The organism is Methylobacter sp. Wu8, assembly GCF_036440755.1.
In the GTDB taxonomy this organism is placed as follows: Bacteria; Pseudomonadota; Gammaproteobacteria; order Methylococcales; family Methylomonadaceae; genus Methylobacter_A; species Methylobacter_A tundripaludum_A.
In genome coordinates, this window is record NZ_JAZGVT010000061.1 from 72090 (window position 1) to 98964 (window position 26875).

At 48.3% G+C, this 26875-nt stretch carries 31 protein-coding genes and 1 tRNA gene; 5 read left to right on the top strand and 27 right to left on the bottom strand.

Translation table 11 applies throughout. The features are described from left to right. Positions 1-136: 136 nt before the first annotated feature. Positions 137-1132: a tetratricopeptide repeat protein gene (locus V3O24_RS09335; protein WP_331307051.1), complete on the top strand. Its 996-nt coding sequence runs from the start codon at positions 137-139 to the stop codon at positions 1130-1132. Between the two features lie 61 nt (positions 1133-1193). Here the strand turns inward: V3O24_RS09335 and V3O24_RS09340 are convergent, their stop codons facing one another. The 10 genes from V3O24_RS09340 to V3O24_RS09385 form a co-directional block, all read right to left on the bottom strand. Further along, positions 1194-1868 carry an amino acid ABC transporter permease gene (locus V3O24_RS09340; RefSeq protein WP_104425050.1) on the bottom strand — a complete coding sequence of 225 codons (675 nt, stop codon included), beginning with the start codon at positions 1866-1868 and terminating at the stop codon, positions 1194-1196. Next, positions 1868-2602 carry an amino acid ABC transporter ATP-binding protein gene (locus V3O24_RS09345; RefSeq protein WP_104425049.1) on the bottom strand — a complete coding sequence of 245 codons (735 nt, stop codon included), beginning with the start codon at positions 2600-2602 and terminating at the stop codon, positions 1868-1870. Before V3O24_RS09345 ends, V3O24_RS09340 begins: the two co-directional genes overlap by 1 nt. A 13-nt stretch (positions 2603-2615) precedes the next feature. Beyond that, positions 2616-3284, bottom strand: coding sequence for an amino acid ABC transporter permease (locus V3O24_RS09350; protein ID WP_331307052.1), 669 nt, complete (start codon positions 3282-3284; stop codon positions 2616-2618). An 18-nt stretch (positions 3285-3302) separates the two neighbouring features. Beyond that, positions 3303-4061: a transporter substrate-binding domain-containing protein gene (locus V3O24_RS09355; protein WP_219820897.1), complete on the bottom strand. Its 759-nt coding sequence runs from the start codon at positions 4059-4061 to the stop codon at positions 3303-3305. Positions 4062-4182: 121 nt separating this feature from the next. After that, complete coding sequence (locus V3O24_RS09360; RefSeq protein ID WP_104425046.1) at positions 4183-4515, bottom strand: HipA family kinase; 333 nt, start codon at positions 4513-4515, stop codon at positions 4183-4185. Positions 4516-4518: 3 nt separating this feature from the next. Further along, complete coding sequence (locus tag V3O24_RS09365; RefSeq protein ID WP_331307053.1) at positions 4519-7176, bottom strand: DEAD/DEAH box helicase family protein; 2658 nt, start codon at positions 7174-7176, stop codon at positions 4519-4521. 5 nt (positions 7177-7181) lie between these two features. Further along, on the bottom strand, positions 7182-7562 hold the full coding sequence (locus tag V3O24_RS09370) for an endonuclease domain-containing protein (RefSeq protein ID WP_104425044.1): 381 nt from the start codon (positions 7560-7562) through the stop codon (positions 7182-7184). Between the two features lie 260 nt (positions 7563-7822). Next, positions 7823-9391, bottom strand: coding sequence for a site-specific DNA-methyltransferase (locus V3O24_RS09375; protein ID WP_331307072.1), 1569 nt, complete (start codon positions 9389-9391; stop codon positions 7823-7825). 134 nt (positions 9392-9525) lie between these two features. Further along, entirely contained in the window at positions 9526-10170 is a 645-nt protein-coding gene (locus tag V3O24_RS09380; RefSeq protein ID WP_331307054.1) for a hypothetical protein, read from the bottom strand. Further along, positions 10167-11171, bottom strand: a complete 1005-nt coding sequence (locus tag V3O24_RS09385; RefSeq protein ID WP_331307055.1) for an ImmA/IrrE family metallo-endopeptidase — start codon at positions 11169-11171, stop codon at positions 10167-10169. The genes V3O24_RS09380 and V3O24_RS09385 overlap by 4 nt, the downstream gene beginning before the upstream one ends. A gap of 421 nt (positions 11172-11592) precedes the next feature. Between V3O24_RS09385 and V3O24_RS09390 the strand changes: the two genes are divergently transcribed. Genes V3O24_RS09390 through V3O24_RS09405 form a run of 4 tightly spaced genes read left to right on the top strand, consistent with a single transcriptional unit; the run spans position 11593 to position 12886 of the window. Beyond that, positions 11593-11835, top strand: coding sequence for an Arc family DNA-binding protein (locus V3O24_RS09390; protein ID WP_331307056.1), 243 nt, complete (start codon positions 11593-11595; stop codon positions 11833-11835). Then, complete coding sequence (locus V3O24_RS09395; protein WP_331307057.1) at positions 11832-12245, top strand: type II toxin-antitoxin system VapC family toxin; 414 nt, start codon at positions 11832-11834, stop codon at positions 12243-12245. The genes V3O24_RS09390 and V3O24_RS09395 overlap by 4 nt, the downstream gene beginning before the upstream one ends. A gap of 37 nt (positions 12246-12282) precedes the next feature. Then, positions 12283-12561, top strand: coding sequence for a hypothetical protein (locus V3O24_RS09400; RefSeq protein WP_331307058.1), 279 nt, complete (start codon positions 12283-12285; stop codon positions 12559-12561). Further along, on the top strand, positions 12545-12886 hold the full coding sequence (locus V3O24_RS09405; RefSeq protein ID WP_331307059.1) for a DUF6868 family protein: 342 nt from the start codon (positions 12545-12547) through the stop codon (positions 12884-12886). The genes V3O24_RS09400 and V3O24_RS09405 overlap by 17 nt, the downstream gene beginning before the upstream one ends. Before the next feature lie 89 nt (positions 12887-12975). Here V3O24_RS09405 and V3O24_RS09410 read toward each other — a convergent pair. The 17 genes from V3O24_RS09410 to V3O24_RS09490 form a co-directional block, all read right to left on the bottom strand. Next, a tRNA-Lys gene (locus V3O24_RS09410) sits at positions 12976-13051 on the bottom strand. A 49-nt stretch (positions 13052-13100) separates the two neighbouring features. Next, positions 13101-13778, bottom strand: a complete 678-nt coding sequence (gene queC / locus V3O24_RS09415; RefSeq protein ID WP_331307060.1) for a 7-cyano-7-deazaguanine synthase QueC — start codon at positions 13776-13778, stop codon at positions 13101-13103. Between the two features lie 6 nt (positions 13779-13784). Then, entirely contained in the window at positions 13785-14426 is a 642-nt protein-coding gene (gene queE / locus V3O24_RS09420; protein WP_104425438.1) for a 7-carboxy-7-deazaguanine synthase QueE, read from the bottom strand. Positions 14427-14435: 9 nt separating this feature from the next. Continuing rightward, the gene (ybgF, locus tag V3O24_RS09425; protein ID WP_331307061.1) at positions 14436-15278 is read right to left on the bottom strand and encodes a tol-pal system protein YbgF; all 843 of its coding nucleotides are present in this window, start codon (positions 15276-15278) and stop codon (positions 14436-14438) included. Continuing rightward, positions 15279-15854, bottom strand: coding sequence for a peptidoglycan-associated lipoprotein Pal (gene pal, locus V3O24_RS09430; RefSeq protein WP_331307062.1), 576 nt, complete (start codon positions 15852-15854; stop codon positions 15279-15281). It lies immediately after the preceding gene. Between the two features lie 65 nt (positions 15855-15919). Next, entirely contained in the window at positions 15920-17203 is a 1284-nt protein-coding gene (gene tolB, locus V3O24_RS09435; protein ID WP_331307063.1) for a Tol-Pal system beta propeller repeat protein TolB, read from the bottom strand. Between the two features lie 81 nt (positions 17204-17284). After that, complete coding sequence (gene tolA / locus V3O24_RS09440; protein WP_331307064.1) at positions 17285-18565, bottom strand: cell envelope integrity protein TolA; 1281 nt, start codon at positions 18563-18565, stop codon at positions 17285-17287. A gap of 6 nt (positions 18566-18571) precedes the next feature. Then, entirely contained in the window at positions 18572-19000 is a 429-nt protein-coding gene (tolR, locus tag V3O24_RS09445) for a protein TolR (RefSeq protein WP_027147837.1), read from the bottom strand. An 11-nt stretch (positions 19001-19011) separates the two neighbouring features. Then, positions 19012-19689, bottom strand: coding sequence for a protein TolQ (gene tolQ / locus V3O24_RS09450; protein ID WP_104425443.1), 678 nt, complete (start codon positions 19687-19689; stop codon positions 19012-19014). Further along, positions 19679-20101, bottom strand: a complete 423-nt coding sequence (gene ybgC / locus V3O24_RS09455) for a tol-pal system-associated acyl-CoA thioesterase (protein WP_331307066.1) — start codon at positions 20099-20101, stop codon at positions 19679-19681. Before ybgC ends, tolQ begins: the two co-directional genes overlap by 11 nt. A 13-nt stretch (positions 20102-20114) precedes the next feature. Further along, a complete protein-coding gene (ruvB, locus tag V3O24_RS09460) occupies positions 20115-21146 on the bottom strand; it encodes a Holliday junction branch migration DNA helicase RuvB (protein ID WP_331307073.1) in 1032 nt (343 codons plus the stop codon). Next, entirely contained in the window at positions 21146-21754 is a 609-nt protein-coding gene (gene ruvA / locus V3O24_RS09465; RefSeq protein WP_331307067.1) for a Holliday junction branch migration protein RuvA, read from the bottom strand. Before ruvA ends, ruvB begins: the two co-directional genes overlap by 1 nt. Next, complete coding sequence (ruvC, locus tag V3O24_RS09470; RefSeq protein WP_331307068.1) at positions 21751-22248, bottom strand: crossover junction endodeoxyribonuclease RuvC; 498 nt, start codon at positions 22246-22248, stop codon at positions 21751-21753. The genes ruvA and ruvC overlap by 4 nt, the downstream gene beginning before the upstream one ends. 16 nt (positions 22249-22264) lie before the next feature. Beyond that, complete coding sequence (locus tag V3O24_RS09475) at positions 22265-23011, bottom strand: YebC/PmpR family DNA-binding transcriptional regulator (protein ID WP_331307069.1); 747 nt, start codon at positions 23009-23011, stop codon at positions 22265-22267. 158 nt (positions 23012-23169) lie between these two features. Further along, positions 23170-23811 (bottom strand): HAD-IB family phosphatase, encoded by a 642-nt coding sequence (locus V3O24_RS09480; RefSeq protein WP_331307070.1) that lies wholly within the window; start codon positions 23809-23811, stop codon positions 23170-23172. Further along, the gene (gene serA, locus V3O24_RS09485; RefSeq protein WP_331307071.1) at positions 23808-25391 is read right to left on the bottom strand and encodes a phosphoglycerate dehydrogenase; all 1584 of its coding nucleotides are present in this window, start codon (positions 25389-25391) and stop codon (positions 23808-23810) included. The genes V3O24_RS09480 and serA overlap by 4 nt, the downstream gene beginning before the upstream one ends. 102 nt (positions 25392-25493) lie before the next feature. Further along, on the bottom strand, positions 25494-26561 hold the full coding sequence (locus tag V3O24_RS09490; RefSeq protein ID WP_104425457.1) for a L,D-transpeptidase family protein: 1068 nt from the start codon (positions 26559-26561) through the stop codon (positions 25494-25496). Positions 26562-26875 lie beyond the last annotated feature (314 nt).

Consider the following 26875-nt stretch of genomic DNA (forward strand, 5'->3'; position numbering starts at 1 on the left):
AAATCCTGATAACGCCACTTGGACGGGATCATTATAAAACCAACTTCAAAACGCAAACCAACTACTGACAAGCTATTTTTACAATATGTTATTATTTATCCCATATTTTTAAGCAAATGACTTTTTCGTGGTGAGTATGCGCAGTTCATTACCGGTTGTGGTTCTCTCAGCCTTCTTATTCATATTGTTCGCCGGTCACGCCGGCGCTGAGCCAAACGCCGTTGAAAATATAGAGCGGCAAATACGCATCAAGGCGGAACAGGGCGATGCATCGGCTCAAACCGATCTTGGTGTGATGTATGCCAGCGGCAACGGCGTGATCCAAGACGATAAACAGGCCGCGTTTTGGTTCCGCAAGGCGGCTGAACAAGGTTATGCGAAGTCGCAACTGATCCTCGGCTTGATGTATAACGAAGGCCAAGGCGGCGTAGCCCAAGACTACAGTCAGGCCGTCTCATTGTTCCGTAAGGCGGCGGAGCAAGGTTTGGCTACGGCGCAATATAATCTCGGCGTGATGTATGCCAGAGGCGAAGGCGTAACGCAAGATAACGAACAAGCCGTTGCTTGGTATCGCAAGGCCGCCGAACAGGGCGAAGCTATCGCTCAAAATAACCTCGGTGCAATGTACGCCAATGGCGAAGGCGTGGCGCAAGATGAGAAACAAGCCGCAATTTGGTATCGCAAAGCCGCAGAACAAGGCTTGCCAACGGCTCAAAACAACCTCGGCGCGATGTATGTCAAGGGCGAAGGCGTGGTGCAAAATGATAAACAGGCGGCCGAGTGGTATTGCAAAGCTGCGGAACAGGGCGATGCAGAGGCGCAAAACAATCTCGGTGTGATGTATGCCAATGGCAAGGGCGTCGCGCAAGACGAAAAACAAGCCGTGTTTTGGTTTCGCAAGGCCGCCGATCAAAACGAAGCTATGGCGCAACTCAACCTCGGCCAGATGTATTTCAACGGCACAGGCGTGCCGCAGGACTATGCTCAAGCTTATATATGGACCGACCTCGCCGCGGCGCAAGGTTTAGAAAAAGCGGTTAAGGCTAGGGACAGCTTGGCCAACATGTTGACACCGGCGCAAATCGAAGAAGGGCAAAAGCTCGTCCGTGAGTGGGTAGCCACACACCCATAAACAGGGCAATAATTCCAGATATTACAAAGTCCTTAAATTTCACCCCTGGACCTGTAGCCGATTATGAAGTAAATCCCGGAATGACAAGGCGTTTCTCTATCAGACGGGCTGCAATCACAATCACCGACACCAAGGCGAGATAGACAATGGCTGCCAATAAATACGCCTTAAAGAACTGAAAGTTGGTGGCAGCCAGCTCTTGTATCCGGGCAAAAAATTCAGTGTACTGAATCAGGAATGCCACCGAACTGTCTTTCAAATTACCAATCACCTGATTTGTCAGCGCCGGTACTGACAAGCGCATGACTTGCGGCAAGGTGATCAATTTAAAAATTTGCCGGGGACTGAATCCCTGGGCTCTGGCGGCCTCCATTTGTGCGTGATCCAGGCCGTTATAAGCGCTGGTCAGGTAGGCCGCGTTATAGGCTGCGACATTCAAGCTGAAGCCAAACACGGCGACCTGAAAAGGAGACAGCTTAATTCCCCACTGAGGCAAGCCAAAATAGATTAGAAACAGCAATACAATCAGCGGCATGCCGATAAAAAACGAAATATAGGCATTGATAAAACAACGTAGCGTATTGTTCCGGCTTAAGGAAGCATAAAAAATCACAATGCCCAAAAGCAGACCGCTCAAACTAATGATTGCCGTCAGCTGTAAGGTTTTAGTCAGCCCCATCAGAATTAGCGGACTCTGCTCAAGCAAATCGCTGTGGAATGTCGCCCATCCGTTCATTAATAATCCGCCTCACGACCAAAGAAAGCGCGAATACGCTCATCGGCATGATCCTGGGAAAGCGTTTCTATCGAAGCTTCGGCCCGCACAACGCCTTTATCCAAAAACACCACTTTATCCGATATTTGTCCGGCCAGTTTCAGGTCGTGTGTCACGCAAAGCATGGTAACCCCCTCATCGTGAAGACGATTCATCATGTCCGCCACTTCACGCGTCATCAAAGGATCGAGCGCCGAGGTAGGCTCATCAAAAAAAACCACCGCCGGGTCCATGGCCAAGGCACGCGCAATAGCAACCCGCTGTTTTTGTCCCCCCGACAACTGACTGGGATATTTACCGGCATGGGAAGCCATATTAAGACGCTCTAATTCGGCCAGCGCTTTATCTTTCGCTTCCGCAGCCGGCAATTTCTTAAGCTTACGCAAGGCCAAAGTGACATTTTCTAAAACAGAAAGATGGCGATAAAGCGCAAACTGCTGAAACACAAAGCCTATGCTTTGTCTCAGCGCCCTTACGTCGACATCCGCAGCCATAATATTTTCACCGCGAAAAACAATCTTGCCGCCGGTAGGTTCTTCAAGGCGGTTCAGGCAACGCAGTAAAGTTGACTTTCCGGAGCCTGATGATCCCATCACGACTTTCAAATCGCCTTCGTAAATATCGAGATTCACGCCGTTAAGGATAACCTGGTCGCCGAATTTCTTGACTAAGTCGCGCACCTCGATTAATGCCATGACAAATTCTCCATTAGATACTGCTGCGCTGCTCCAATACCAGCCCAGGGATGCGATACCGCTTCTCAATAAATTGCACGGCAAACAATAAGATACGGAAGGTCAAAAAATATAAAACCCCCACCGCAAAATAGATTTCAACGCCGTGCAGCGTCACCGCTGAAAGCGTCATCGCTTGTTTGGTAATTTCAGGAATACCAACCGTGTACGCGAACGGAGAATATTTCAAAACCGTCGTAAATTCATTGATCATTCCCGGCAGGGAAAAGCGCAACATCTGCGGCAGCTCGATACAATTAAAAACCTGGAGTCGGCTCAGTCCTATCGCCTCGGCGGCCAGAATTTCATCAGCATCGACAGAATTTAAGGCGCCACGAAATACTTCCGAGAGGTAAGCGGCGGAAATCAACCCCAAACTAAGCACCATGGCTAATAAGGGGGTGACTTTCAGCCCGATGCTGGGAAAGCCGAAATAAACGATGAACAGCAACACCAGAACCGGAATGCCGCGAAAAATATAGGCATAGGCGTCCAATAATGGCCTGAGCCAGTAAAAACCTATCCTGCGAATACAGGCAATGACCAGCCCCGCCAATACCCCTGTCACGCTACAACATAAGGTAACAAGGAGTGTATAGCCGAGGCCGCGCCCAAGCTGAATGACTATATCGAGAAAACTCAAAGGTAATTAACCGATCCTTTATTTCATCCATTTATCCATGATGGCTTTGATTTTTTCCGGGCCAAGTTGGTTAAGATAAAGATCAAAATCCTCCCGCATCTTTGAACCTTTAGCAAAAGCAAAACCGTATTTGTCGAAACCGGTAAAAACATAGCTGCTTTCAAAGGGCAAATTCAGCTTGGATTTATAGTTGGCCAGAACCGGTTCTTCAATAAAGGCAAGATCAAGGTTGCCGTTTTGAAGATCGGCCGCCACTTCGGTGTAAGTAGGATAGAGCTTGACTTGGCTGAGGCTGTAATAGCCTTTAGGCTCCAGCTCATTTTTAATCAAGTCGTTATAAGCCATTCCCCTGGGATAACCGATTGAATATTTCTTAAGCTCTGCAAGATCGTTAATTTTAATATTGCGGCTTTTAAGGCTAACCAGATGCCAGGCATTGTCGTAATAGGGTTGTGAAAAATCCATCGCCTCTTTGCGTTTATCGGTAATAGAGATGCCGGAAAATGCAACATCGGCCTGTCCGCTGGAAACCGCACCCAGCATGCCCTGCCAATCATAAGCGGTCACCTGCATGGCAAGTCCCTTGGACTGACAATAACCATCAAAAATTTCCAGATCGGAACCTTTGATGACACCATTTTCCTCATAGAGCATAGGGGGTGACGTCGATGAAACCGCCACCTTAACTATATTCGTTTGTTCCTGCGGCTGTTCACAACCGATTAATGCCAAAACGCAAAGACTCAGCAAACCCATCAGCCAATATTTCTTATTCAACCCAAACACTCCAATCCAAAAATGATTTATCCCGCTCAAATTCTAAAATTCGCACCAGATTTATACCAAAATAGCACCGCATAGCCCATATAGCAAACGCTACTGCTCATGAATCTCACGATCAGTGATTTAAAAATCGGCTTTTCACACCGAACACAGCGGCTGAGTAAGTATTTCCAAAGAGGACTTTCAGAAAATCAGGATTTATGACGCATTCACGCATAGTTCGCCAAAATGATTCCTTATCTAATTTTTCTACAGCATCGTATTGTTTATTGATGAGCACGGATTTAAAGGCCTGCGCTAAATAGGCGCCCAACCACTCCTTCATCAATCCGGCAACTGAAGCCGCATAGCCTTTGACATAGTAAGCATTACCATCGGATGCATTGCATAGAAAAGGAGTGGTTCTGCCTTGGTCGGCTGGTCTGATAATTTCTTCGATTTCCAGCATTTACTAGCCGATCTGCTCATCAATCTGCTGAAAAACGCCCTTCCCTTGAGCATTATTCTTTTCCGCCATTAAAAACAGACATTGACCACCGCTTTTCTTGGCCCACAATTCGCCAACGGCGCGTTTTTCTCTGGAATCGTCATTCGTTGCATACACCTTGCCTTTGTACTCAACGACCAATAACCTGCCGTCAACCAACTCCACGACAAAATCAGGATAAAACCAACCTTTAGCCAAAGGCAAACGGAACGCCGCGCCATCCCGATTCACTAAATTTCTAATCCAGTATTTAACTTTAGGATGACTGTTGATTAACTTGGCGCATTCAAATTCTTCGCCGCTTTCCTTCAAATCCTCAATCACCGGATAAAAATGCTTGTCCAATTGATAACGGCCCTGATAAAAAGGCGGCCTAGCCGGATAATAACCGGGGGAAAACTCAAACACATGATCGAACCGCGTTTCCAGATCATCCGTTTCCTCGAACAATGCATATTGAAAACCCTTATCCGCCGCTTGTTGCCGATAGTTTTCAATTTGTTCGCGAACCGCCCGCGCCAACACATATTTACTGCGTACTAACCCTGTCAACGGTAATCCGCGCGATTTAGTCAGATTGGGAATCAGCTTAGCCAAGAATCCGCGTAACTGTGATGGAATCAACCCAATTTGTCGAACTTGAGGCTCCAACCAAAACAGTAAATCGTTTTCGGTATAACCGCTTTCCACCCAATCCAGGTTATAGGCTTGATTTTGGTCGGCCAGCCGATAACTCAATTTTTTGCCGTCCATATCAACTTCAAAGGTATGCGCGGTTTGAACCAAGTTAAAATTCGGCAACTCAGCCGGAAAATCCAGTAACGACCATTCCCCGCGCCAATGCAAGAAAGCATCGGTATCAAGCAACTCCCACAATTCACCTTGTTTGCAACAAAGTTGCGGCAATGGCGCAAAGAATTTACCCGATTGAGACGGCGCACGAGCCACCGCTACCCGTAAATTATGATGCTCAATTTGCGCACTCAGTTGTTGTTTTTGTGTGCCGGTGACGGTTTTCAGTAATTGCGTCTTGGTTTCGGGCGAAACTTCGCCTTTGATCTCAATACTGAACGTGTTGTGCGCTGTGGGCGTGATAATTACGTTGGTTGAGGTTGCTAACGTTAAATCCGGCTTTGCTTCCACTTCAAAATGAATGGTCGGCTCTGTCCGTACAACAACGTCGTCTTGGCCGTCAAACACATCGCTTTGATTCGGATTACCTTGCGTAATGTTTGCAGCGGCTTCCATTGCCTCAAAACCCATTTCAATCAATTTATCGGTAAGCTGTTTGGCAACCACAGCAAAATCCGGTGAAGCCAAATGTGCATAAGCGCGATTCAACGCATCACTGGTGCGCCGCTTGGCGTGAGGCATCCGTAACACCCGCCCTAATAACTGCTCGGCATCCTTGCTGGATCGAACGTCTTTCACCGAACAAAACACATAGGCAAACGAACAATCCCAACCTTCTTTTAACGCTTCGATGGTAATGATGTATTTGATTGGGCAGGTTGGAGAAAACAGATTCAACCCGTCCAATTCGCGTTGCTTGCCGGTGGCTATGGCTATTTCCCGTTCATCGACATGCAGTTGCCCGATTAAATGCGTTTTTAACACCTCAACCGGCACTTCGCCGTTTTTGGCGTCGGCCTGAAACAACACAATAGGCCGCACAAAGTCGCTTTCTTTTTGTGCTTCCAAGGCCAGTTTTTTACCGGTTAACACTGCATCGCGCACGGCGGCTTGCCAATCCTTGTGCTCGGTCAACACAATCGGCAGTTTAATCATATTTTCGGCTTTTAATTCCGAAGCCGAACAACGGTAAAGGATATTTGAGGCTGACGTAAGGCTGCTGTCCGGCGTTGCGGTGAACTCCACGATACAAGCCGGATGCAATCGTTTTAAGGTATCAAAGGTCAGCTTCGTCCGGGCGTTATGCGCCTCGTCCATAATCACCAACGGTTGATGCAAGGCCAGCAAATTAGCGAACGAGGCTTTGATTTTGCCTATGTCCTCGCGCCGCAAACCGTTTTCCTGTAAATCCTTTTCGCCGATTCGTTCCAACCGACAGTCCGGGTCGGTAATACCGACAAAATGCGGTTCAAAGTCTTCATGATGCACATACACTTTACGGCCGCTGGTATCTTCCACCCGTAACGCGGCCAAGGTGCCGACGATAACCAAGGTCTTGCGGCCTATATCTTGGCGGCGAATCTGGGGAACCTCCCCGACATCAAACACCCGTAGACGATCCAAGCCGAATTCGTTTTCCAACGCCTGCCGGTACGGATGCCCCACGGTTTTCAACGCCTCCAAAGTTTGCTCACGGATAGTATTGGTTGGCACCAGCCATAGCACCACCGGATAATCCTGTTCCAGATAAGCTTTTTGCACCACACTGACAGAATAAGAAGCCAGCACGGTTTTGCCGCCGCCTGTCGGCAAACGCATACAAACATAAGGCATTTCACCAAAATCATAATGACGGTAAGGAATCGGCGGCAATTGTTGTTCGAGATAGCTTTGCTTAAACGCCTCTTCAACCGTGCCGCTGCGGGCTTCGGTTAAGAAATGCGACAAGGCGGCCAAGGCGCGGGTTTGATAGTCTTTTAATGTGAACATAATTCTCAAAATGTAGGCCCAACTCCCTCTCCCTCCGGGAGAGGGCTGGGGTGAGGGGATAAATCAATAACAGCCAACCGAATGGCTTCCAAAACAGCTTCCGTTTCTTGCAACACTTCGTTATTCCAAAAGCGCAATACCCGATAGCCGACAGACTGCAAATACCGACTGCGTTGCTCGTCATATTCCTGTTGCTCCCAATGCTGGCTTCCATCAAGCTCGATAATTATCTTCGGCTCCATGCACAGAAAATCGGCAATATAAGATCCAATCACCTGCTGCCTACGGAATTTGCAACCCAGCATCTGCCGGTTTCTGAGTCGGCCCCACATTACCTGTTCGGCATCGGTTTGGTTTCTGCGTAATGATCTGGCTAATTCTTTCATTGGATGGACTCCTGTTTGCAGCCCCCTCACCCCAACCCTCTCCCGGAGGGAGAGGGAGTTTTATTCGTGCCATAGTTTTTCTCTCCACAAGATGAATCTAGCGGCACTAAATTCCTTCTCCCTCAGAGAAACGGAGTTTCATTCGCAGCACCGTTTTTCTCTCCACAAAATGAATGCAATCGCAGCACATTCCCTCTCCCTCCGGGAGAGGGTTAGGGTGAGGGTGAGGGAATCAAATAAAGGATTCTTCCTCATTAATTTCACACCGCCCTTACATCATAAGGAATTTGCTTGAACACGATATTTTCCGCTTCCAGACGCGGCTTACCGAAACGGCTGGCTTCGCCGTAAATGATCTTGCGCCCGTTATGCTTCGGCAAGCTGTCCAGCACGGCTTGAGTCAGCACATTGCCGCTTTGCGGCCTGCGGTCGCCGAGAATGCCGTTATACAGCAGGTAATAGGCGGTATCGTTATGAATACCCAGCAACGGCGAATCGGCGCGACTTGCCAACGGTGCGCGGGTTTCGCAAAACCAGATATGCGCGGCTAACGCGGCAAATTTCACGTTGTGATGGATCGAACCGACTTCATCGAAAATCGTCTCGCCCAAGCGGAAATAATGGAAGCCGCCACCACCTTGCCAGTTAACCGCCTTGGAAATTCCGCCCTGTTCGCCTTCGACGACTTTTTTTAAGCGCGGCTGGCAGTGGGTTTTTGCATGATCGCCCATTTCTATGCCGATGTAACGGCGGTTCATTTTGTGAGCGACTGCTGCGGTTGTGCCTGAGCCTAGAAAGCTGTCAAGAACAAGATCATTTTCGTTGGTGCTTAACAGTAAGATTTTCTGAATTAGCGCTTCTGGCTTTTTACCATTTGGAAACCTTACATCCCCTTCTTTTGTCAGATTATTCAATGCCAACCCTTGCCAGTATGTCCCAGTCTTTTCTTTCTTAAACAGCAATTTGCCTCTTTTTTCGGCAGTATCTTTAAGCCAAATTATTCTGCGTATTGATGGACTGATATAGAAATGAGCAACTTCTGTATTTTTTTCACGTCCTGATTTTGGGACATACGAAGCCACAAGTAATTCGTCTTTTTCTAAAGACTTAAATTCATCAATAATACGGGTTCTGATGCTAGTTTGCGCATTGGTGTCGGAAAACAGGTTTTCGTAATTATCTATGTAAATGTCATCTCTGTTTTGCCCGTTTTTTGTAAAATCATTGACCGTCGTCCTTTTCAGACCTTTGTATTTCTTAATTCTAATTGGTTCGCCTGATCCGTCCATTATTATTCTTTCTTCTATGAATGTTCCTTTATCGAGCAAAATACTTGTGTATTTCCAGCTTTGCTCATTTGCTTCCATTTCATCAATTAGATCGAATAAATTTTCTTCTTCATAAACATCATTAAATTTCTTGAAACCGTTATCATAGTTTTTTGCATACGCAATTAGGGACTCTATATTTTTCTTTAATTTTTTGTCTTCTCCACCACCACTTGCGCCAGCAGTGAGCTTCATTTTCACACTAACCTGATTGATGAAATTTTTTCTACCAAATATTTCGTCCATGATAACTTTAAGATAATGCCCCTCATTGTCATCAATGGACACCCAGATACTGCCGTCTTCAGTCAGCAATTCCCTGAGCAGTTCCAGACGCGCATATATCAAGCTCAACCACAGCGAATGTTCCAGATTATCGTCATAATATTCAAATGCTGAACGTGTGTTGTAAGGCGGATCGATATAAATACACTTCACCTTACCGGCATACAACGGCAACAACGCTTTCAAGGCTTGCAGGTTGTCGCCTTGTATCAGCATGTTTTCCGTGTTGCTGTCGCCCGCGCTAAACTCCGGCACGGCCTCCAGCAAACGATACGGCACTTTCTGTACGGTGCGCACGGCATCCGATTTGTTTAACCAATCGAGTAAGGGCATGACTTAGGTTTAATCCTTTAGTTTTGATTTAGTTGTACTGGCAAATACTGTTTAAAAGCCAATAGCGGCGCGATTTCTTTGGAAAACGAACATAAGCCTTCGACAAAGTCTGCCTCTCCGGTTTCGCTTTTCAGCACCAACCGCAACATGCCGTCGGGCTTGGGTGAGCCAAGTAATTTTTGTTTGACGATAGCAAAACCGAATTTGTGCATTGCCAATAAAATCGCACTTTCAAAAGTAACCACGGCATTCTGCAACGCTGAAAAGACGGTGGGCAATTGATCTTGATGTTCCAGTAAAGCCCGTAACGCTCTTTTGTCGCCGGTTATCAGCAAGGGATTTTCGGTTTCAACGGCGGCGGCAAATAAGAATTTTTCGCCGCCGTCTATGCCGTCAATGTCTTCAAGTTGGGCTAATAACGCGGTATCGTTAACGGCTGGTAAGGTTTGTGTTGTTTCGAGAAAAGCCTTAAGCCTCGCCAGGGTTTCTTCATTGCCGCATTTGCTCAGGGCTTTGGCAGGATTTTTAGGCAGCAATTGGTATTTTGCCGTGTCGGTGATAAAAACTTCCGTCCATTCCTGACCTAGACTATCCGGCAGAACCTCTAACAAGTCACATTGCGCCAACTTGAGTATGATGTCGTTATCGGCAAGAACGATCAATCAACTTTCCCTTGTAGGTGGGTTTGTAGCAAGGTGTAGTCGTCTTCGTTCAGGTCATCCAACTCTAGCGATTGCAATAAGGCGGCGCGTAGAATTTCTTGGTCAGTTAGCGCATTTTTGGCGATTTTATTAATCGCGACATTAGCTGCACCCCAATGATTTTTTGAGTAGGCATAATTTAAGACAATGTGTAACGGGTCGATTTTGTTTTTTTCACCGTAATGTAGGGCCGAGGTTGCTAATTCATCGCCATTAAGGTTTCGTCCCGTTGGAACAATTTTACATTCGGGATCGCCGGTTAATAGCTCCAGTGCAAAACGGTTAGCTGCACGTTCGTCCTCATCGTCGGCTTCGGCATCAATTTTTTGATCGACGATGGAATGTTCGGCAGTGACATGACCTAGGGTAATATGTCCCAGCTCATGCGCCAAATCGAACAATGCGTAGCCGTGCGGGTGATTTTGAGTCAGTACGATGACCGGACGACCACTTTGCTCAAACGCCAAACCTTCCATTTTTTTAGCTTTTTTGGGTAAATGATGGAGATGAATAACAGGAATGCCATCATCAAGGCAATATGTCAGCACATCTTCAAAGGTAATCCACTTTTTGCCGACAAGAAGCTGTTTACGCAATTCACTGGCATCAAGATAAAAACCAGACTGTGGTTTAGCAGGGAAAGCTTTTAAGACAATACTAGCAAGTGAACGCGCTACCGCACAGGCAACGTTCAAATCATCATCAGCGATATTTTCACGATGCTTAAAACGAATGCCTTGCGGTAATTTTAAGGCGGGTTCTGCGCTTTCTGTCCACAATGTTTCGGCGCGAACGCCAAACGTTTGCCCTAAAATCAGACTGGCTTGTTGCAATCCGGCGGGTGTTTCAGCTATCTCGTTATCCCACCAATCAGGCAGCAACGATTTAATGTATTTTGGATTGTAGCCGACTGTTTGTAACTTACTATACAGGCGTTTCATTTGAGGATTTGTTACCGTCATGATTCACCCCGCTGTATGTTTATGATTATTGAAGTTTATCTTCCCTATCCGGCAAAGTTCTAAAGCCGATTTTTGGTGCGAATTATAGTCTTTAAGCACCCTGAAAGCTATCACGCAAGTTTTCAAGCATCTCATTGTTCGAGGACGATTACTTTTTATAATCGATGTGTCGTGGCGTTCCGTTTTTGGTGTCGGAATAACATCGTCAGGCCTTTATCGAAGTCTATGTCATGCCAACAGTTCACCTTTACGCATCCCGGTCGTGAACGCCATCAGGGCTTTTAGATAAAACTTGCCGCCAATGTCTTTAGCCGCTTTAATTTTCTGCGTCTGATAAATAATATTCTTGTTGTTATCGCATATTGCTCAGATTGCAATAAGCAACCATAATGCAACCCTAGTTATTTTCCGAGGTCAAATTATGCCAGCCCTGACGATCAAAAATATCCCAGACTCTCTATATGAACAATTGAAATCCGCTGCTGATTTGCATCGTCGCAGTATTAACAGCGAAGTTTTAGTTTGTCTTGAAAAGGCGTTGGTTGCTAAGAAAACCAGCCCAAATGACCGTTTACAGCGAATAGAACAGCTACGTGCCGGCATTAAGCCCAATAACATTACAGTAGATGACGTCGATCAAGCTATCGATAATGGGCGTCCATGATCGTTGCCGACACCAATATCATTAGCTACTTGTTCTTGCCGACGCGTTATTCCGAGAAAGCAAGTCAGTTGTATCGAGTTGATCCAGAGTGGGCGGCACCTGAACTTTGGCGGAGCGAGTTTCGTAATGTGCTTGCGCTTTATATTAGGCAGAACATTGTTTCCTTGACCGAGGCACTGGCTTTGCAAGATGAAGCCGAATCGTTGATGGCCGACCAGGAGTTTACTATGCCCTCTGCCGCTGTCATGAATCTCGTCGCCAGTAGCTCTTGTTCTGCTTATGACTGTGAATTTGCGGCTCTGGCTCGACAGCTATCCGTTAAGCTGGTCACGCAAGACAAAAAGCTATTAAAGGAATTTCCAGAAACGGCGGTGAGTCTCGACGAATTTTTATTCCGAGCAAATTCGTAGTAATCGTAGCGTACTATTTCAGCCTTTGATCTTGCCCATGTTCAAAATTTACAAACGAACCATTCATATCGGTACATTGCAAAATCCTCAAGGGCGACTCGAATATCATGTCGAAGAAAGTTCGGGTTCCAGTCTTTCTAAAATCATGGCTATTCCGGCGATGATTGCCGGCGCTATCGTTGGCACGCTGGTCTTTTCCGTATTTTTTGCCGTTCTGTTGATTCCATTGGGGATTGTTGGCTACAAAGCATGGCGATTGATGAAAACGGCGCAGCAACAAAACGTCCGTCAAACAGACAGTGAAGTATTTTATTAGCGATAAAAAAGCTGCAAACGTAATCCAAGAATCAGCGTCAGTCGCCGCAATTCAAAGCTTTCTAATTTACAGCACGTTGCTGAATTACAGTATAGTGGCTGTCTGTTTTTTAGTCTTTCGCTTCGTACACAGTTGGTTGTATCAACTACATAGCCGCTGGTTCTCTGTATCGGCAGAGACATTTGATGTGATTCGTTATGCGGGAATGGCTGTCTACAAAGTAGGCATTCTCTATTATTTAACCTTGCCCCATATTTGGCTCTATGCCTTGATGCAATTGCGTCAATGTGCAATTCGGAATCGGCCAAAGCAGGACGCGGCATAACGAGCCATTACGCTAAGTCGCGTAAATCTCGCGTAACGAAATTTCAGGAATAAAAAAACCAGCTAAGTGCTGGTTATTTATAGTCTTTGTGGTGGGTCGTGCGCGATTCGAACGCGCGACCATCGCATTAAAAGTGCGGTGCTCTACCGGCTGAGCTAACGACCCAACAAAGACTGCCTATTATAATGACTAATTTAATAACGTCAACTTTTTTTTAATTTGATTGGTATTGCGTTGGATCTTTTATTCCCGCATCCATAAATCCGGCCGCCCTCAAACGACAAGCATCACATACTCGACATGCGCACCCCCGCTCATCAGCGGAATAACAGGAGACTGTGCGCCGGTAATCGACGCCTAATTCAACGCCTTGCTTAATGATTTCCGCCTTGCTGAGCGCGATCAGCGGGGTATGTATGGTGAAATACTCGCCTTCTACACCCGCCTTAGTAGCCAGGTTTGCTAATTGCTGAAATGCTTTGATAAATTCAGGCCTGCAATCCGGATAGCCGGAATAATCTACGGCATTAACACCGATAAAGATGTCAGTTAACTTTAAAACTTCCGCCCAGCCTAAGGCAAAGGACAGAAAAATCGTGTTTCTTGCCGGCACATAGGTTACCGGTATGCCTTCCTGTGGGGCGTTGGGTACCGCAATATGCTCATCGGTCAGTGCGGACCCGCCAATCGAACTTAAGCCCAGCTTGATGATTTTATGATCTTCGACTTGATAATCCGCCGCTATCTGCGTAGCGGCTATAAGCTCGGCATTATGCCGCTGACCGTAATCAAAGCTTAAGGCGTAACATTTAAATCCCTGTTTTTTCGCAAGAGCAAGTACGGTAATTGAATCCAATCCCCCGGAGAGAAGGACTATGGCTTTTTTTTGCATATCGGTTTACTTACCTTGGGCATCATCCCAAAGTATTTTATGGAGTTGAAGTTGGAATCGAACAGGTAATCTGTCCTTAAGAATCTTTTCGGCAAGCTCGGTCGGGTTTTGCCGCCCCATCATCGGTGAAAACAATATGTCACAACGATCAGACAACGCATATTCGGCCAAAATGCCTTTAGACCAGTCGTAGTCCTTATCATTACCGATAACAAACTTGACCTGATCTTTTGCGGTCAGGTGTTCGATATTTTGATAGCGGTTTCTGCTTAATTCGCCCGAACTGGGTGTTTTAAGATCCATCACTTTAACAACGCGTGGATCGACTTCAGACACATCGAGCGCACCGCTGGTTTCAAGCGAAACGACATAGCCTTTATCGAGGAGTTTGGTCATTAACTCGATACAGCCCTGCTGCGCCAAAGGTTCTCCACCGGTTACGGTGATATATTTAGTGTCGTACTGCTTAACCTCTGCCATAACGGCATCAATCCCTATTTTTTTACCGCCGGTAAAAGCATAGGCCGTATCGCAATAAACACATCTTAGTGGACAGCCGGTGAGCCGAATAAACACCGTGGGCAGACCCACGGTATTCGACTCACCCTGTAACGAGTAAAAAATCTCAGTTATGCGTAATAAAGTCACAACTGCGATTTATTTAATATCATCAAGCAAAAGTATTTTTTTTGCCGCCAAACGGGCCGCTGTCGAGCCAGGAAAGTCCGTGGTAACGCGTGTTAAATATTCTCGCGCCTTTGCTGCATTTTTCTGCTCAACCTCGATGTAGCCCAGTTTCAGCAAAGCATCAGGCACTTTTGAACTGCCCGGATAATTTTCAATCACGCTGTTAAAGGCTTTACGTGCCGACTCAATGTCCTGGTTAACCCTATAGGCCTCGCCTAGCCAATATTGGGCGTTATTCGCATATTCACCTTTCGGATTTTTACCTAACAAAGCATTAAATTCGGCAATAGCCTGGGCAGTATGCCCGTTCCTGAGCGCTTCATACGCTTGTTGATATTGCTGCTTCTCATCTCCTGAGGCCTTCACAACATCCTGTTTTGGCGCGGGAGCCTGCTGCTTGGCGTCTGGAGCCGCCGCAACTGGAGGCTCCGCCGTCTTGGCGTCAGATATAACCGAACCTTCCTGTGCTTGGGGATTTTCAGCAGCCGCAGATTTGACACCCTCCGCTTTTTTCTCAAGGCTCTGCATTCGCCCATCAAAGTCTGAATACATCGTACTTTGAGACTTTTTCATCTCGGCAATAAGATAAGCTTGCTCCTCCACCTTGCCTGTAAGCTGTCTCACTTCGACTTGCAATTGCTCCAACTGCTTCATCATTTCATACAGCGCATTGTTGGCCGACGAAGGCTTTACAGCAGCACCGACCTCGGTCTCTGGGTACATTGAGTTATCGACAACTGACGGGAGCTCTGAAGGTTCGGCACTGACAGCGCTGCAAACAAGCAGCAACGGCATGATAAGACGAGCTTTCATTTATTTGCCTTGATAATCCAATTCAACGCGACGATTAAGCTCCCAGGATGCTTCGTCGTGTCCTAATGACGCAGGCTTTTCTTCGCCGTAACTGACGATTTCCAACTGCCCATCAGCAACGCCTTGAACTCTCATCATGCTGGCTACCGATTTTGCGCGCTGCTCTCCCAGAGCGATATTGTACTCGCGCGAACCACGCTCGTCGCCGTGACCTTCCATCACAATGCGTTGACCGGGATGCGCGACCAGATATTGTGCGTGCGCTGCAATAACCGGTACGAAGTCGTTCTGAACTTGGCTGCTATCCAGCATAAAATAGATAGTGCTTTTTGACAGCGGGTTGTTAGGATCGCTGAATTCAGGGCCTATGCCGGCATTCGGATACATTCCCGAAGCATTCATTTCCGACCCGGATAACCCCGAACCATTATTTAATCCGCGGGTTGAAGCATCGTTGATGCCGCTGGCCGCATTTTGAGTACCGTCGATCAGGCTAGCGTCTTTTTCATCCTCGCTACAAGCCGTCAGGATTACCGCACTTATTGCCAATGCCAATACTGTTTTATTCAATTTCATTTTTAATTCCCAAAAAAGTAATCTATTAATTTAATTTTACAAAAAAACCGTGTGCGCCCAGCCGACTAGGGTGACCATGCCGGTTCGCGAATTTCATTGCTATCGAATACCAGCTTCTGCTGCATTTTACCATCCAATGATACGGCCGATAAGTAACCCGCATTGCCTTTTCGCGAAGCATATAAAATCATACTGCCATTCGGCGCAAAACTAGGGGATTCATCCGACCGCCCGTCAGTTATTACATTAACCGCCTTGGTCGCCATGTCCATCACGGCAATACGGTAATCGCTGCCATTCCCGTGTACCATCGCTATACTTCTGCCGTCCGGCGAAAAACTGGCTCTGGCGTTATAATTTCCTGAAAATGTCAGCCTTTTTTCGTCCCCGCCTTGGCTCGACACAATATACAGCTGCGGCTTTCCGCCTCGATCCGAAGTAAAAACAATGCTGCTTCCGTCAGGAGACCAGGTGGGCTCGGTATCAATTGCGGAATTGTTAGTCAATTTAGTTAAAGAGCGCGTCACCAGATTTAAGATGTAAATATCAGGACTGCCGTCTTTGGATAACGTCAAAGCCAATTTTCCACCATCGGACGACCATGAAGGCGCGCCGTTGATACCGGGGAATTCCGCAACTCTGACTCGCTCGCCGGTAGCCAAAGTCTGAATATAAATTGCGGCTGATTTTTTCTCGAAGGACACGTAGGCTATTTTTCTGCCGTCAGGCGACCACGCCGGAGACATCAACGGCTCTACAGATGAGGCTATGGTTTGTGCATTAAATCCGTCCGCATCTGAGATTTGCAGTTTATGGTTACTTTGCCTGCCTTGCCTGCTGCTGGTAATGTAGGCAATACGTCCACTGAAAACACCTTTTTTACCGGTTAATTTTTCAAAAATAAGATCGCTGATATGGTGAGCGGTTCTTCGCAACTCTCCCGCTGAGGACGCCATTCGGTACCCCATTATTTGTTGCCCCTTATAGACGTCAAACAACTGAAATTGGACATTGTATTGACCGTGATCTTCGATCACCTGACCGATAACCATATAATTCTGCCCTAAAGCCTGCCAATCCTTAAATTGAATCGCCTCGGCAGTACTGGGTCTGGCCGGCATACTTTGTTTGTCCAGCGTTTTAAAATAACCGCTACGCCCTAAATCCGCATCAACAACAAAACTGACGTCAACCGGAACGCCCGACGCTCCTTGCATAGCGAAAGGAACCACTGAAATAGGCAATGCGCTCTCAATACCCTCAGTAATCTCGATCGTCATCTCTGCGTAGCTACTGGGCGCATAGAAACTGACCAGACCAATCAACAAAATTTTTCTAAAAAAACTCACTTGTTTACCTCAGTAACTTAACTGAAAAAAGACCATAAATAATCGCGGCGCCCATCTTTGTGATGATCGCACTGTCGCCGATTATCTGGAACGATCTGGATCAAACAAAAACTTAAATGACTTAAATTCTTTGGCCGCCAATTCTTTATCTTTGGGTACCGGAAGCGGCGATGCTCTGTGAACGGCGGTTTCTGCCGATCGATCAAAAACCTCATCCCCGCTGGAAGTAACAACCTTCGCATCTACCACTGTGCCATCGGACATCAACGTAACCTGAATTGTACACTTTAAACCCTCTGTAGCGGAAACCGGTCGAATCCAGCTCCGGGCTACTTTTTGCCGTATCGCTGCGGCGGCTGTTTTTATCGCCAGTTGGTCTTGCTCTGCATCCATTCTGGCCTGTTCCGCTTCCATCCTTGCCGCTTCGGCTCTTTCCGCTTCTGCTTTGGCTTGTGCGGCAGCGGCTTCAGCTTTCGCTTTTTCGGCCGCCGCTTTGGCTTTGGCGGCCTCCGCCTTTTCCGCTTCGGCCTTGGCTTGGGCGGCGGCTTCAGCTTTCGCTTTTTCTGACGCTGCTTTGGTTTTGGCGGCTTCCGCCTTTTCCGCTTCGGCCTTGGCTTGTGCGGCGGCTTCGGCTTTCGCTTTTTCTGACGCTGCTTTGGCTTTGGCGGCTTCCGCCTTTTCCGCTTCGGCCTTGGCTTGAGCGTCGGCTTCGGCTTTCGCTTTTTCTGACGCGGCTTTGGCTTTGGCGGCTTCCGCCTTTTCCGCTTCGGCCTTGGCTTGAGCGGCGGCTTCGGTTTTTGCTTTTTCTGACGCGGCTTTGGCTTTGGCGGCTTCCGCCTTTTCCGCTTCAGCCTTGGCTTGAGCGGCGGCTTCGGTTTTTGCTTTTTCTGACGCAGCTTTGGCTTTGGCGGCTTCCACCTTTTCCGCTTCGGCCTTGGCTTGAGCGGCGGCTTCGGCTTTCGCTTTTTCCGCCGCTGCTTTGGCTTTGGCGGCTTCGGCCTGTTTTGCCTCAGCCTTGGCTTGTGCCGCCGCTTCGGCTTTAGCTGCTTCAACCTTCTCTGCTTCGGCCTGTGCCGCAACTTCAGCTTGCTGCGCTGCCTGCTCAGCCGCTTGATTGGCTTCCGGCTTCACTTTCTCTTCGACGGGACGTTTATCCTGCTTGACTGGCTCTGCGGCGGCAACCTCGGCAGGATTTTTAACCTTGGAGTCATCGATAATTTCCGCATGAATAATTTCCGGCGCGGCGTTCGACTCCGGCTTATCGGGCTTGAACAGGGCGCTTAACGCAAACAAGCCTAAGATCGTCAGATGTAACGCCAAGGCCAAAATGAACGGCCATGAAAATCTCTTTTTGCTATCCATCGAAATCTATTGTTCGCCCGACTTGGTCATTAAACCCACACTGGACACTCCGGCATTTTTTAATCCCGCCATCAGTGTAACCACAACGCCATAATCAATACCCTTGTAAGCCCCGATTAAAACCTGGGTTTTCGGTTTCTGGCTTAATACCGCCATCACACGGGCCTCCACCTCTTCAGGCTGCACCAATTCAGGTTCTTTGTCATCAATGGTAATGAAATATTGGCTTTGTTCATTAATTGACACAACAACCGGTAAATTATCGCCTTCCGATTCCACGGTTGCGGACTCGGCTTGCGGAAGCTCGACTTGAACACCGGTTTGCAGCATCGGCGTTGTTATCATGAAAATAATCAACAACACTAAAGTTACGTCAATGTAAGGAACGACATTGATTTCCGCCATAGGCTTCCTGCGCCCATTTTTTCTACCCATTTGCGGCGCGCTCATTTTTGATGCGCCTGTCTTTGCAATAACACGACGAACTCTTCAACAAACAGCTCATACCGCCCTGTCAATCTATCCAACCGAGTCGAAAAACGGTTATAAGAAATAACGGCCGGAATCGCGGCAAACAGACCGATGGCTGTTGCAATCAACGCTTCGGCAATGCCCGGAGCGACTTGCGCCAAAGTCGCCTGCTTGACATTTCCCAGCGACATGAAGGAATTCATGATGCCCCATACCGTACCGAACAGACCGATATAAGGACTGATCGAGCCGACCGTGGCAAGAAATGCCAAATGCTCATCCAGCCGTTCTAATTCACGAGACAATTCGATACGCATGACCCGTTGCGCGCTTTCCACCTGCACGCCGGGCTCTACGTTGCCGGCTTGGCGCATCCGGGAGAATTCTTTGTAGCCGGCCAGGAATATTTTCTCGATGCCTTCCGGTTCGAAGTCCTTGGCTGCCAGCTTTCTGTATAGATCGGCCAACACCACACCGGACCAAAACTGCTCTTCAAATTCGTCGGTGATTTCAACCGCACGATTAAGCTCTTTGCGCTTGGTGAAAATAAAGGTCCACGATGATACCGATGCCGTCAGCAATATCAGCATTACGAATTGAACAACAAAGCTGGCTTCTTTAATTAAATGGAAAATCGATAAATCAGTGTTCATTTCTTGTGTGCTCTAAAATTGATCTAAATAAGGTTTCAGGAATCGCTCTAGGACGCATGGTTTGTGCATCCAAACAGGCAATTCGAACACTGCCCCTGCATAAAACATCGTCACCTCGTGTAATAACTTGCTCGAAAGTCAGGCTGGCTTTTTTAGCAAGACTCACTTCTGCACTCACTTGCAGTTGTTCATTAAACCGGGCGGGACTCAAATAATCGACCTGCACCGAACGCACGACAAAAATAATGCCTTCGACTGCGATTAGCTGATCCTGCTCATAACCGATTGCCCTGAGCATTTCGGTCCTTGCCCGCTCAAAAAACTTCAGGTAGTTGGCGTAAAACACCACGCCGCCAGCGTCGGTATCTTCGTAATAAACGCGTACCGGCCAGCTAAATTTTCCGTTCAGCACGCCTTGCGCCTGACTATTCAAACAAGTCCTCAGTCATGCCCAGGTGTTTGGGTGGTTGCAAACCAAAATGCAAATAGGCATTTTGTGTAACCACGCGACCTCGGGGGGTCCGCATAATAAACCCCTGTTGCAGCAAATACGGCTCCACGACATCTTCAATGGTGCCACGTTCTTCACTGATCGCAGCGGCCAGCGTATCCAATCCTACCGGCCCGCCGGCAAAACTTTCAATCATCGCCATCAGCAGCTTGCGGTCCAATGAATCAAAACCGTTATTATCGACTTTCAACATTTCCAATGCCTGAAAAGACAGCTCCTCGGTGATCGTGCCGTTGCCTTTTACTTCGGCATAATCCCGCACGCGGCGCAACAATCGGTTCGCAATCCGGGGCGTACCGCGAGAACGCCGGGCTATTTCATAAGCGCCTCGTTGTTCCATCGCAATACCCAACACCTTGGCTGAACGCGCCACAATATTGGCCAGCTCGTCAATCGTGTAAAACTCCAATCTCTGAACAATGCCGAAGCGATCGCGCAACGGCGATGTCAGCAATCCGGCGCGGGTCGTTGCGCCAACCAGCGTAAACGGGGGCAAATCGAGCTTGATGGAACGTGCCGCCGGGCCTTCGCCGATCATCAGGTCGAGCTGGTAATCCTCCATGGCCGGATATAAAATCTCTTCAACCGCAGGGCTCAAGCGATGTATTTCATCGATAAACAACACATCATGGGCTTCAAGATTGGTCAGCAATGCCGCAAGGTCACCCGCTTTATCGAGTACAGGCCCCGATGTTTGGCGAATTTTAACACACATTTCAGCGGCTATGATATTAGCCAGCGTCGTCTTGCCCAAGCCGGGAGGTCCGAAAATCAACACGTGATCCAACGCTTCCTGCCGCGCCGTCGCCGCCTGAATGAAAATCTCCATTTGCTCTCGCAACTCTTTCTGGCCGACATAATCGGCAAGGCGCTTGGGGCGGATAGCCCGATCCTGGCGCTCTTCATCCGAATGACTGTGAGCTGTCACCATGCGGTCGCTTTCAATCATCTTACCGCGCCTTGTAACGCCAGTCTGATAATGTCTTCACAACTTTTGCCTGCACTGCTGATATTTTGCACCATTTTACCGGCATCCAACGGCTTATAACCCAGCGAACACAAGGCGCTGATAGCCTCCTGCTTTGGGTTATTGACCGGACGGGCTCTGTCACTGATCACCGCTGAATCGATGGAACCGCCTGAATCACTTAGACCCGGCAATCTGTCCCGCATTTCAATAATCAGCCGTTCGGCGGTTTTTTTACCCACTCCCGGCAAGCGTACCAAAGCTTGAGTGTCATTGTTATGAATACAACGATGAAACTCTTCAGCACTCTGCCCCGATAAAATCGTCAACGCCAACTTGGGGCCGACGCCATTGACCTTGATCAGGGTTCTGAACATCGACCGGTCCGCTTCAGTCGAAAATCCGAACAAAATATGCGCATCCTCACGAACCACCAGATGAGTATGCAGCGTTATCTCGGAACCGATAGCGGGCAGATTATAAAACGTCGTCATCGGCGCTTCGACTTCATAGCCGACGCCGTTCACATCAAGCATTAACGTCGGCGGCGCTTTAAACGCCAGCTTGCCGCGCAGAAACCCGATCACCGCAACAAGCCTTGCTGCAAACGCTGTGCAGTTTGCTGATAATGGGCATGACAAATACTGATGCCCAGCGCGTCGCCCGCATCGATTTGTAACTCGCCTTGAATATTTAACAGAATTTTCACCATGTGCTGAACCTGAATTTTCTCGGCGCTGCCCTTGCCCACGATAGCCTGCTTGACTTGCCGGGCCGCATATTCGAACACCGGCAAACCGGCGACCTGAACCGCGCAAATCGCCGCGCCCCGAGCTTGACCGAGCTTAAGCGCGGAGTCGGCATTTTTATGCATAAACACCTGTTCTATAGCCATTTGCTCCGGCTGGTAGCGTTCGACGACTTCTACAATGCCGTCAAAGATTTGTTTGAGCCGATCGGGAAAATAATCGGCTTTGATATGAATACTGCCGCTGGCTATGTATTTATAACCGCGCGCTGAATCTTCTATAATCCCGTAACCGGTTATTCTCGAGCCCGGATCTATCCCTAAAATTCGCATCCGCTACCGTAAACTATCAATCCAGTCCTTCCATAATTTCGTCGCTGATATCCGCATTGGAATAAACATTCTGAACGTCGTCCAGATCTTCCAATCGGTCTACCAGGCGCATCATTTTTTCCGCGTCATCGGCATCCAGCTCGGCCATTGTAGCCGCCTGCATCGTGACTTCGGCATTATCCGGCTCAAAGCCTGCGGCAACCAACGCTTCTTTTACTTCCAGATAATTTTCCGGCGTGGTCATCACATCGACCGAGCCGTCATCATTGACGATGACGTCTTCCGCTCCGGCTTCCAAAGCGGCCTCCATCAAAGCATCTTCATCGACGGAAGGCGCATAACTGAGGATGCCGATCTTGCTGAACATATAGGCCACAGAACCGTCTGTGCCCAAGTTGCCGCCTGCTTTGGAAAAAGCATGGCGCACTTCGCCGACGGTACGGTTGCGGTTATCGGTCAGGCAATCGACCATAACCGCCGTACCGCCGGGGCCGTAGCCCTCATACCGGACGACTTCGTAATTGACGCCTTCCAGCGTGCCGGACGCTTTTTTGATCGCAGTATCGATAGTATCGCGGCGCATATTCGCACCCAAAGCCTTATCCACCGCAGTGCGTAAAGATGGATTGCTGGCTGCATCCGGCCCGCTGGTTTTTACCGCTACGGTAATTTCTCTGAGCAATTTAGTGAAAATTTTTCCACGTTTAGCGTCCTGTCCGGCCTTACGATGCTTGATATTAGCCCATTTACTATGCCCAGCCATTGTCCCTCTCTAAAGTACAGTTAAATTAATTACTCGTCATTACTTAGCAATTTGAAAAATATATTGAAGGCGCAAGGCGAAAGACAAAGGGTGCAAAAACCTTTCGCCCTTTGTCTTGTTTTATCCGCTTAAATCCGTCTAATCATCAATTACCAAGCTTATAAAATATACGCCAATATCGAAACCAAGCTCGGTTCGGCGCTGTAAAAATCGGCCTGCTCACGAACCACCGGCCGGTCGGCCACGCCGCCAAAGCCGATTACAACGGCTCCGGCCTGCCTGGCTTCCATGTCGGTCTTGCCGTCACCGACCATAACCAATGCGCCTTGCGCTTTAAGCAAGCGCCTGCAAATCTCGGCTTTTCCGCCCGATCTAGCCAACGGCGAATTCCGGTCATAATCGCGGTAACTGCCGTTTTCATTGAAATAAATATCGACTGCGTGGACCTGGGTTTCGGGCAAACCCAGATACCTTGCCAGCGGCAAAATAGCCTGACGGATTCCGCCGCTGACAATATGCACTTCTCTGCCCGGCGCGGTTAAAGTTTCAAACACCTCTTTAACGCCATCGACTATCTGCTCAATATACAAATCGGCCAGCCAGTCGATGCTGTCCCGATCCGGCCTGATCAGCGACAGACGCTGCTCGTAAACCGCTTCCAGCAGCACCTCGCCATTCATCGCCGCATCGGTCAGTCTGGACATTTCCTCGCCCAAGCCGACGCGTCCGGCGAGCTCGTCGATACCTTCTATTTTGCTTAAGGTACTGTCGCAGTCAAAGCAGATGACATCGAAACTCATAAGTTAATCTGGATAGCCTTATGTACGGCAGGAATATGGCAGAGCTGCTGTAACAAATCTTCCGTCAACGGTTCGGAAACGCTGATAACCGCCATCGCCAACTGCTGTTCATCCGCGGTACCCACCTGCATTCTGGAAATATTGATATTGGCATTGCCCAGAACACTGCTGATTGCCGAGATCACACCCGGCTTGTCGTCATGCTGAGTCACTAATAAAGTTCCTACCGGCACCACTTCAATATCGAATTGATCGATACATACCAGCCGGGGATGACAACCGCCCAGCAAGGTTCCCGCCAGCATAATCGAATGATCCGCGCAATGCCCGGTTACCTTGATCAGCGACAAATAATCCTGAGTTTCTTCAGTTTTCGATTCAACCAGCGCAATACCCTGGCGTTTGGCAATATTTTCGGCATTAACCCGGTTCACCGGTGTAGAAAATTGGCCGCTTAACACGCCGATCAACGCAGCAACAGAAACCGGCCGCGCCTCAACTTCCGCCGCGCGGCCCATTAACGTCACTTCTATTTTTTCAATCGGCTTGGTTGCCAAACCCACCAACACCTTACCCAAGATATTGGCCAGCGTGATAAATTCGTGCGATTTTTTCAACTCTTCCGCAGACACTCTGGGCAGGTTTAACGCATTAACCGCTTCGCCGGTCTTCAAAAACGTAACCGCCTGCCGGGCAATTTCGACACTGACCGCCACCTGCGCTTCGGTAGTCGATGCGCCCAAATGCGGGGTAAAAACGATATTATCCAGCTCCAGCAACGGCGAGTTGGCGGGCGGTTCGTTTTCGTAAACATCCAGCGCCGCACCGGCTATTCGCCCGTTTTTCAACGCATCATACAGCGCCGCCTCGTCAATCAAGCCGCCTCTGGCGCAGTTGATAATCATCGCCTCTTTTTTCATGACCGCCAGCTGAGCACTGCCGACCACGTTGCGGGTCTTTTCAATCAACGGGCAATGCAGAGTCAAATAGTCCGCTCGGGTCACCAGCTCGTCCAGACTGACCGACTCAACACCCAAATCTTCGAATATTTCCGGCGCGACAAACGGATCATACGCAATCACCTGCATTTTCAGGCCCAAACCGCGTTGCGAGACGATCCGCCCGATGGTGCCGAATCCGAGTATCGCCAAGGTTTTATGGGCAATTTCCGATCCCATCAGCTTGGAGCGTTCCCATTTTCCGGCGCGAACCGAACGGTCTGCGGTCGGCAAATGACGGCTCAGAGACATCATGTGCGCAATCGCCAATTCGGCTGTCGTTGTTGCATTCGCATCCGGCGTATTCATTACAATAATCCCCAGCTCGGTTGCTGCGGGAATATCGACATTATCGACACCGATGCCGGCGCGGCCTATCAGCTTCAGGTTCTTTGCCGCCTGCAAAACCTTTTTTGTTACCTGAGTATCGCTACGGATCAACAGTGCATCGTAATCGCCGATGACGCCGCATAGCTGGTCCTCATTGAGCCCGGTCTCTATATGTATTTGTATGCCGGACTGATCATGTAAATAATTGATGCCGGCTTCTGCTAATTTGTCGGAAATAAGGATTTTTTTCAAAGGAATGTACCGGAAAAACTATACGTTAAAAATCAAGTGGTTTAACAGATTTACCCGCAGGGCGCGGCCCTACGGGTATAAACAGTTTCCAAGACGCCAGCCTTAATTGCCGTGATAATAACCATCTGGAGAGGGTTTTCGCGCGGGGGGCTTCGGTGCTGGCGCAGCCTGTACCGGCGATTGCATCGGCATAGACGACGCTGACGCTTCACCCAGTGGAGGCAAGCGCTCATAGATTGGCGTAGGCTCCCCACTCTGATTCTTAAGCGCCAAATTTAATGCTTTTTGATCATAATCAGGCATTTCCTGATTATTGGCTTTTTGAATCAATCTTAACGCTGTAGCGAAGCGCTGATCCAGCGTCGTTTCTTCGCCCTCAAGATCAGGATGCGCTTCTACATAAAGAACATTGTTCAGCCAGCCAACCTTGATCGGCTGTTTGACAATATAGACCGGCGTCCCGACTGCAACCAAATCGTATAACTCCTCGACATCCTTGGGATACATCCGAACGCAACCATGCGTTATCTGCATGCCTATGCCGTGAATCTTGTCAATATCGGTGCCGTGTATCCGGTATTCTCCGGGCAAGTCAAGATGCAGCGCCCGCGACCCCAGAGGATTGTGCGGTCCCGGCGGAACAATAAGCGGTAAAGGGTCGCCGTTCGCGGCATGTTCGCGCCGTATCGACTCAGGCGGATGCCAAGAAGGATTCATGATTTTCCGTGCAACTTTGGTTTTACCCAACGGCGTCTTCCAATCCTGTCTGCCGACGCCATGCGCATAAGACATGACCTGCCGGGGCTTTTCGCCTTTTTTGGTCGGCGGGTAATAATACATGCGGTATTCGGAAATATTTAAGGTAATGCCGTTATGCGGCGAATCCGGCAAAATACGCATATTGGATAAACGGACAATCTCGCCTTTTCTAACCAGCCAACGATCGACATCCGGGTTTAACCTGACTATTTCAGTTTGCCCCAAAAGAAAGCGGCGCGCCACGTCCAATAAGGTTTCGTCCTGCTCTGCGCGGGTTAGAGCCATACCATCAGGATACTGGACGATTACGCTATCATTGCTATTTTCCGGCATTTCATAAGTCGTAGCATTGGCATGACCGCCAATGACGGACAGCAAGATAGTAAAAACGAGTAGTGCGCGAATATTCATTGCGATAAATTTCTCAAAAACCATATAAAAATAATAATTCTTTTCAAGCGCCAGCAATGTTTGCTGGTCCGGGCAGGGACAGATCCGCAACCCAATCGGCAATACCCAGCTAATTACTCAAGATCTGCCAATCTAAAAAAGTTCCTATATTATCATGCAAGGCCGATTCGAGCATAGTTTAGCTGATTTACTGGACAGGGCAATCGCGCTTAAAAGTGCTTGAAAATATAATTTAGATGAGGTAATAATCCTATCATTTTGATTTTCAATGACAGCAAAACCAACACCTTCTATTATCCATCACTTTTCAAGCA